This window comes from Rhizobium sp. TH135 (assembly GCF_002855515.1).
In the GTDB taxonomy this organism is placed as follows: Bacteria; Pseudomonadota; Alphaproteobacteria; order Rhizobiales; family Rhizobiaceae; genus Allorhizobium.
The window spans coordinates 1-6696 of the sequence record NZ_PKRP01000011.1; the positions used below are offsets into that span (position 1 = coordinate 1).

6 protein-coding genes and 1 tRNA gene are annotated in these 6696 nt (G+C 58.0%); 2 read left to right on the forward strand and 5 right to left on the reverse strand.

Annotated elements, in window-relative coordinates; all coding sequences use genetic code 11:
• Positions 1–19: 19 nt before the first annotated feature.
• A tRNA-Met gene (locus C0V73_RS22860) sits at positions 20–96 on the forward strand.
• Here the strand turns inward: C0V73_RS22860 and C0V73_RS22865 are convergent.
• From C0V73_RS22865 to C0V73_RS22880, 5 genes are all read right to left on the reverse strand, one after another.
• Positions 53–1942, reverse strand: a complete 1890-nt coding sequence (locus tag C0V73_RS22865; RefSeq protein WP_348627207.1) for a recombinase family protein — start codon at positions 1940–1942, stop codon at positions 53–55. The two genes, C0V73_RS22860 and C0V73_RS22865, sit on opposite strands and share 44 nt — an antisense overlap.
• Before the next feature lie 71 nt (positions 1943–2013).
• Positions 2014–2505 (reverse strand): hypothetical protein, encoded by a 492-nt coding sequence (locus C0V73_RS22870; protein ID WP_102022328.1) that lies wholly within the window; start codon positions 2503–2505, stop codon positions 2014–2016.
• Between the two features lie 592 nt (positions 2506–3097).
• Positions 3098–3433 (reverse strand): hypothetical protein, encoded by a 336-nt coding sequence (locus C0V73_RS22875; protein ID WP_102022329.1) that lies wholly within the window; start codon positions 3431–3433, stop codon positions 3098–3100.
• Positions 3434–3442: 9 nt separating this feature from the next.
• Positions 3443–3772: a hypothetical protein gene (locus tag C0V73_RS22995; protein WP_143708373.1), complete on the reverse strand. Its 330-nt coding sequence runs from the start codon at positions 3770–3772 to the stop codon at positions 3443–3445.
• Between the two features lie 2 nt (positions 3773–3774).
• A complete protein-coding gene (locus C0V73_RS22880; RefSeq protein WP_102022330.1) occupies positions 3775–4593 on the reverse strand; it encodes a hypothetical protein in 819 nt (272 codons plus the stop codon).
• A 728-nt stretch (positions 4594–5321) separates the two neighbouring features.
• On the opposite strand from C0V73_RS22880, the gene C0V73_RS22885 reads away from it, so the two are divergent.
• Positions 5322–6383, forward strand: a complete 1062-nt coding sequence (locus C0V73_RS22885) for a hypothetical protein (protein ID WP_102022331.1) — start codon at positions 5322–5324, stop codon at positions 6381–6383.
• Positions 6384–6696 lie beyond the last annotated feature (313 nt).

Here is a 6696-nt window from a genome sequence, read left to right on the forward strand (position 1 = left end):
TCAGTTGTTACGCTCTTGGCGCGGGGTGGAGCAGCCCGGTAGCTCGTCAGGCTCATAACCTGAAGGCCGCAGGTTCAAATCCTGCCCCCGCAACCACCGAGACTTGCAAATTCTCCCACTCCGGCAATTTGCGTGACATCTCATCCATATAGGCCTCGATGAGCTTGTTCTTTTTGGCCTCCGTGTCGATCTCGCCCGAAGTCATACGCGTCATCAGATCGTTCTGAGCGGCTGTGAAGAACTGCTGCTGCAAGACATCGATCACGTCCATGGACGCCATGATGTTGGCGATGTCGCCATGCACCTGCAGGCTTGCCGGCTGGTGGCCAGGCGTCTTGCCGATGACGACTGTCTGGATGAGGTCACGCACGATCGGCATCAGCCGGCGCTTCGCAGCTTCATCCGCGTTGTTGCGGGCGAGGAAGATCAGCTTGCGAATCGCAATCCCGATGTTTGCGGGGTTGAACTGCGTCTTCAGCTTCTCGATCTTCCCCTTGAAATCCTGTACCGGCTCTTCGACGGTGGCAAGTTCTCGGGCGAGTTGTTCGCGTTTTGCTTCAAGTTCGTCGAGCTGGTCATCGAGGATAGCAAGCCGCGGGCGGCCTTCGGCGAGGCGTTCCTGAATCTGCTGGGCCAGGTTCTTCTGCTGTCGTGCGATGGCAGACAGTTCCTTGGCGATCTCATCCTTCCGCGACGGGATCGCCGTCAGTTTGCCGGTCTCGAAGGCGATCATCTTCTTGGAAACACGATCGAAGATCTCGAGCGAATAGAAGGCGACGGGGAGGCAGTTGAGCACGCGCTCTTCCAGTTCATGCCGTGTGATCGTCTTGCTGTTGCCGCAACATTCACCGCCAAGGTCGTCGATCGGCAGGCGCTTCTTGCGGTTTGTGCAGCTATAGCGGTCCTTGCCCGAGATGGCATAGGGTCCGCCGCATTCGGCACATTGGAGCATGCCGCTGAGAAGATAGTCCGGACGGTGGGTTGTGTTGAGCCGGTTGCTCTGACCGTAGTCGAACTTCTCGCCAACTTGTTTCTGGCGCTCCTTGACGCGTTGCCAGAGTTCATCGGAGACAATCCGCATTCGCGGTGCCGGTGTGAAGATCCACTCGCTGGCGTCGTTGGCGCGCGCAGTCCGCTTCTCGGTTTGTGGGCTCTTACGATATTTGCGTCGGTTCCAGACGGTTCGACCGTTGTAGCTCTCGTTGTTGAGGATGCCGGTGCCACGGCTGACATGGCCGCGGATGGCAGTATCGCGCCACTTGGCGCCGCGTGGGCCGGGGACACCTTCCTTGTTCAGGAGCTGGGCAATGTCTCGCGGGGACATCCCATCGGCGTAGAGCACGAAGATGCGACGAACGATCTCAGCCTTCTCGGGATCGATATCCCGCAATCCCCTGATGCGGTCGCCGAGTTCGTCACGCTGTTGCGAGAGCTTGTAGCCATAGGCCAGGCAGGTCGAGGCCTTGCCCTTACGGACTGCGGTCTTCATGCCTTCGCGCGTGCGCGTGCGGCCCTGCTCGACGACTTCGTGGCTCATCGTGGAGCGCATGTGCAGTTCCATATCGGTGACGGCCCGGCCGGCTTCGACAGTCCAGATGGCGCAGTCCTGGAAATTGAGATCCTTCAGGATCTTCGACGTGTGCTCCACATCGCGCGACAGGCGGTCGACGTTGACGCAGAGTACCACATCGATCTGTTCCCGCTTCACGTGCGCCAAGAGCTGCTGGATGCCGGGGCGAGAGGTGAACGAGGTTCCGCTGATTGCGGAGTCGGAGTAGGTCGCGACCAGCTTCCAGTCCCTGTCGGCGACAAACTTTTTGCCGAGTTCCGTCTGGGTCTCGATCGAGACCTCGTTCTGGCGGTCGGTGGAATAGCGGGCGTAGAACAAAACCTTCTTGGTCATTTGGTGCTCATACATAAACAGATTGCGCGTGAGAGACATGCTTAGCCTGGCCGGGACAGCTTGGGAGCCCCGGCCAGAGCCAGGTCGTCATGACCTGGCGCTTCGCGTGTTTATGGTTGGGGGACCGGCTTCGTCATGTGGTGCGCGGCCAAGTAGACCTGACGCTGGACAGCGGATACGAATTGCATCAACAGCCCACGGGCCGCGTCATGATCGATCTTTGCCAAGCGCTTGTTCACCGACAGCAGATCGCTAGTGCGCATGCATCCGACAATGTGTGCGACGGTCAGGGCTTCCGCAGAGCGCTCACCCAGACGGCGCTCGCAGATCTCGAACTGGATAAATGTTCCGGGACCGACGAGGTCTTTGCGCCGTGGCGGCTTGGGCGATGCCGTGAAACCTTGATCGGTCACGGTCACCCAGATCGCCTTCCTGAACTCGTGGTAACCGTCCCGCACAATGCCGGGTGTTTGCTCGATCAACTCAAGCAAACGGTCTACCGCCGCCTCGTTTTGCCGGTGGTAGTCCTCGATCCGCCGGTTGTCATCCTCGGAATAGATGAACCTGAACGTCCCGCTTGGTGATTGGGGTGCATGCAGCATAGTGGCTCCTTTCGTGCACAGATCTTCGCCGTCGTATTCGACGGTGATCTGCGCCGAGAGCCTTCTCGGGCATGCGGCCGGTGCAGACCCCGAACTCGGGCGTGGTCTGACACTCTGGGTCTCCTGACGGCGGCATAACGGCGCCAGTGACATGGCCGTAATCGAACATGGGCGCCTCCTTTCCGTTCCTTGGACTGGCCTGGGTTGAACACTGCTGCCAGCCAGAGAACACAGGAGCTGCGATCACGCAAGTACCTGTAATTGTTGGCTAGATGGCTGCAGCTTGAGCAAAATCCGGTCGATTCTCAAAATGGGACAGCGCCTTTGCCTGAGAAGTTTGAGCAATTTACCGGCAGCTTATGGTTGTTAACTGCTTGGCAACCGTTGACTTAGATGGGGCAGTGTTGCGTGCGCGCAACAATACGACGGTCGCCGGGATAGGCCGAAACCCTCTAGAAATCCGATTCAGAATCAAACGCCGTTTTATGAAGTAACGGGGGGAACGTGTCAGATCTTGCAAACGCGGTTTGTGAAAGGCGATGCGCGATAGCGCATCTGTCAGATACCGAATAAGGGCAGGCGAGAAACCTGATCAATCCTCAAGTTCGGCACTGTCTGCCTCGTCCAGGTGAAGCTTCCGACGAAACGGCCACTCGCCCGTGCGGTATTTGGCGGCAAGCTCATCGAATACGGCATCCGATGCTCTCTCATCGAAGCCCTGTTTTACCAGAAGAGCGACGACGCGATCCTGCAGCTCGTCGAGTTCCGCTTCCGCCCGACGTGCCGCCATCGCAGAAACGATCATGAAGAGGGCGGTGCGGGCGACATCGTCGCGATTGGGGCGCCTTGCCTTCCTGTCGGCATCGCGCAGTCGCTGCTGACGCTCGCGCTGTTCGCGATTGCGGATCTCGTCCGATTTACGTGCCATGCGGTCCCCTCACTCCAACAGGTGGCCTGCATGCCAGACAGGCATGAGCGCAGCAACCTCGCTGGCTTCTGAATCGAAAATCCCGGTTGATGAATCGGAAATCCTCAACTCTGAATCAGGAATGCGCAACTTGAGGCAGGTTGCGGGCAATCCGTGACAGGTCGAGATGACTTCAACGGCGAAAACGGCGTTTGCGGAAACGTGCTTCCAGAGTGCTGAATCGGATCTCTCGAGTTCGGAATCAGATGAGCGCAATTTATCTTGATGTGAGATACCGGCAGGATGACTTGCCTGAAAATTGAAACGGGTTGCGCGCTGATGCCCCACCGGCGCGATCAAGCTTACGCTTCAGGCCCAAGAAGCTGCTGCATCATCGCGCGCACCCTGACGAGGTCAGGCAGGGAGTTCTCACCAATGTCAGAGAGCTGTCCGAGACCATCAAGAAGCTGGTTCCACGGAGACGCTTGGGGCGGCCACGCTGGAAAGATGAAGCTACGGCTCCCGACGACTGGATGCGGAAGAAGGATCAGGTTGCCGATCATCGTCTCCAAATGCTCGCAGCCGATATGCAATTGGCTCCGGATGGCTTCGGACCCTTCGTGATTGAAGCCAACCTCTTCAAGGCGGTCGATCAACTGAATGATGCGGCCGACCATCTCTCGGAAGACGCGAACTCCGCTGCGTGTCTTCATCGCTGCCAGCTCCTCCATGCTCGTCATATCGAACCGGAGCAGGGCATGGTGCGGGACCTGATAGGCGCTCGGTTCGACGCCCGAGTTCATCAGGATTTGCAGGTCTGCCAGAGAAATCCCCTCATAGGTTTGGAGCGCCTGCACGCCGCGGTCAACGTCCTGCTCTTCCCCTTCAGCCAAAGCAGCCACCACTTCTGCAGACACGCCCATGCGTTCCAGGTTCGGGCGATGAGGAGTAAGGACGGACTCGGCATACAAAGACCGTTCAAGAACGGATCGCTTGATCCCAGTGCGCTCTGCCATGGAAGACAGCACCTCTGATGATGGCTTCTCGTCAAAAACTTCTGAAAGAGCAATCCCGATGTCGATGAGCGCCATTGGAGCGCTTTGGTCGATCGCCTCGATGGTTCTGAGCGCGGATTCCAAGGCCTCGGCCCGGTCGGCGGCAACTTGGCTTGTTTTACTCATCGGAACTCCTGAACCCTGCGCGAAACGAATACGTCAGTCGCCACGGGTATCTGCGAGAGTTTAAGCGCTGATGAATGACGGGAGCGACCGGTGGCCAATGCTCCTCGTGTCCACAGATCGATCACCTTGCCAGGTCTGGCTGAACTGGTCGGGGAGGCAAGGCGTGCCGCGATGCTCGAACCAGCGCAAACAGCGTTTGCGGAAACGCCATTCCAGCGTTGAGAATCGGATGTCCAGAGTTCGGAATCAGATAAGCGCAATTTGTCTCGATGCACGGGCACTTTGAGAAAACGCGTGATGACTTCTGAGGGTAAAGCGAGCCATCCCAGCCGTCGCCGTAGCCCTTGGCGGCTGTACCTTGGGCGATCGAGAAAATACTTCGAGCAGCCTCTGCGTGGAAAAAATGCTTTTTGCGTCCCAATGGAAGGTGGCCGTCGAGCGAGCCTGGGGCATGCCGACTGCGAAAATGTACCTGACTCTGCTGATTTACTGATGTAATAATGTTAAGATTGAAACTAAGATTGTTTGATCGTTCGATTAGTATGGTTAACGTTGGCGTTGTTGGTAAGTATTTTTGGAAACTCTTGGGTCTGTTTTGGATGGAGATGCATGATTGTTGCTTGAGGTGATTTTGGAAGCGATTTGCATCGTTTAATGATCTGGACGATAATAGCTTCATTCGATGCCTTTGCGTGTCGGATGATTGTAGCGAGTAACCGGAGTATCAGATGACCACCAAGACCAAGCCCAAGGCCCCCACCACCCCCTCCCTCACATATGAAAAGCTGAAGATCGATCCAGCACTTCAGGGCCTTCTCGAGAACAAGGCCGAGCGCATCTTCGAGCTCGGTCGCCGCTCGACGGAGCAGACCTTCCTGATCGGCGACATTCTCAACGAGGTCGCTGATGTACTGGAGGGCCCAACGTTCGCGAAATGGGTGCATAGCCGTTGCGGGATCGCTGCGCGCACGGCGACCGGCTTCATTGCCGTCTCGCGGAACCTTGAGGCGTTCCGCGACGAGATGATCGATCTCAACGTGAGCTCGACCGTCTTGTTCACGATCGCTCATGCGGAGCCGGACAAAATCCGCCAGGTGCTGAAGCTTGCCGAGGAGCACGGTCAGGTCCGGGTCTCGGATGCCAGGGCCATCCTGTCTGATGGCCAGGAAAAACCCCGCGTCAATCCTTATGACATCGGCGGCGTGAGCGGACTTCAGGCGCTGATTGCACTTAAATCCCGCGAGGGACAGAAGATCTTCCTTGCCCGTCTCCAGGCGATCATCGGGGTCATGGATGCTGCTTTGAAAGCCAAGCGGCTCTATAAGGAAAAACTGCAGGAAGTGCTTATGCTGTCGGCAGGCACCGCTCGAAGCGAACTTCGCAATCTGGCGCAGTTCGTCGGTTCGTCTGAGGCGAGGAGCGAGCACCAGAGCCTTGTGATGTTCCCGAATGGCAGCCAATGGGCGCGGGTCGAGGCCGTACTAACGCGACTGTCCGACAAAGAGCGTTGGCCGAAAATGGTCGACCTGCGCAAGTGGCTCGAGGGCGAAGCCGTGCCCGTCCTGTCCTGGGCGATCTCGAAGGATCGGAAAGCAAAGCTCACCAGCCCCGACGTCAGGGACGCTGTCGACCGCGATGACGATGTCGAAGGCCGGCAGATGCTCGAAGCGGTTCCGTCGATCGACACCATCGAGATGGGCGAGGGCGAGGTCGAGTTTGACGATCAGGACGAGGACGAGGCTGGGGTAGAAAACCTCGATGAGGTGACCTCGCCAGTGATGTCGGCCTGACCGGCGTCGAGATCGGGAAGGCGACAACATTGCCTTCCCCCCAAACCTTCCCTGGGGCCGCTTGTCGGCCCTTTTTTTGTTTGGGTGCCTGACCGGCTAAAACCGAACAACGCCACCGGCTTTCCGAGTAGGGGGGCTCATGAAGCGTCGTGAGCCCCTCGTTAACCTTGTACCGGCTCCGTTCTCATTTTTAAGTTCGGGGTCCTTGAGCCCGATCTCGGGTCCTGCCAGGGTAAGCGCGTTCCGGATGACCGGACAAGCGGCCCAAGCCGATGCGCCAACATCGACGAGGGCCTGACCCTCAGCCTTCGTG

What these genes read in the sequence shown, in the direction of transcription:
- C0V73_RS22875 (WP_102022329.1), bottom strand. Translation starts at nt 3,433, where the DNA reads ATGGCACGTAAATCGGACGAGATCCGCAATCGCGAACAGCGCGAGCGT.
- C0V73_RS22865 (WP_348627207.1), bottom strand. Translation starts at nt 1,942, where the DNA reads ATGTCTCTCACGCGCAATCTGTTTATGTATGAGCACCAAATGACCAAG.
- C0V73_RS22880 (WP_102022330.1), bottom strand. Translation starts at nt 4,593, where the DNA reads ATGAGTAAAACAAGCCAAGTTGCCGCCGACCGGGCCGAGGCCTTGGAA.
- C0V73_RS22885 (WP_102022331.1), top strand. Translation starts at nt 5,322, where the DNA reads ATGACCACCAAGACCAAGCCCAAGGCCCCCACCACCCCCTCCCTCACA.
- C0V73_RS22870 (WP_102022328.1), bottom strand. Translation starts at nt 2,505, where the DNA reads ATGCTGCATGCACCCCAATCACCAAGCGGGACGTTCAGGTTCATCTAT.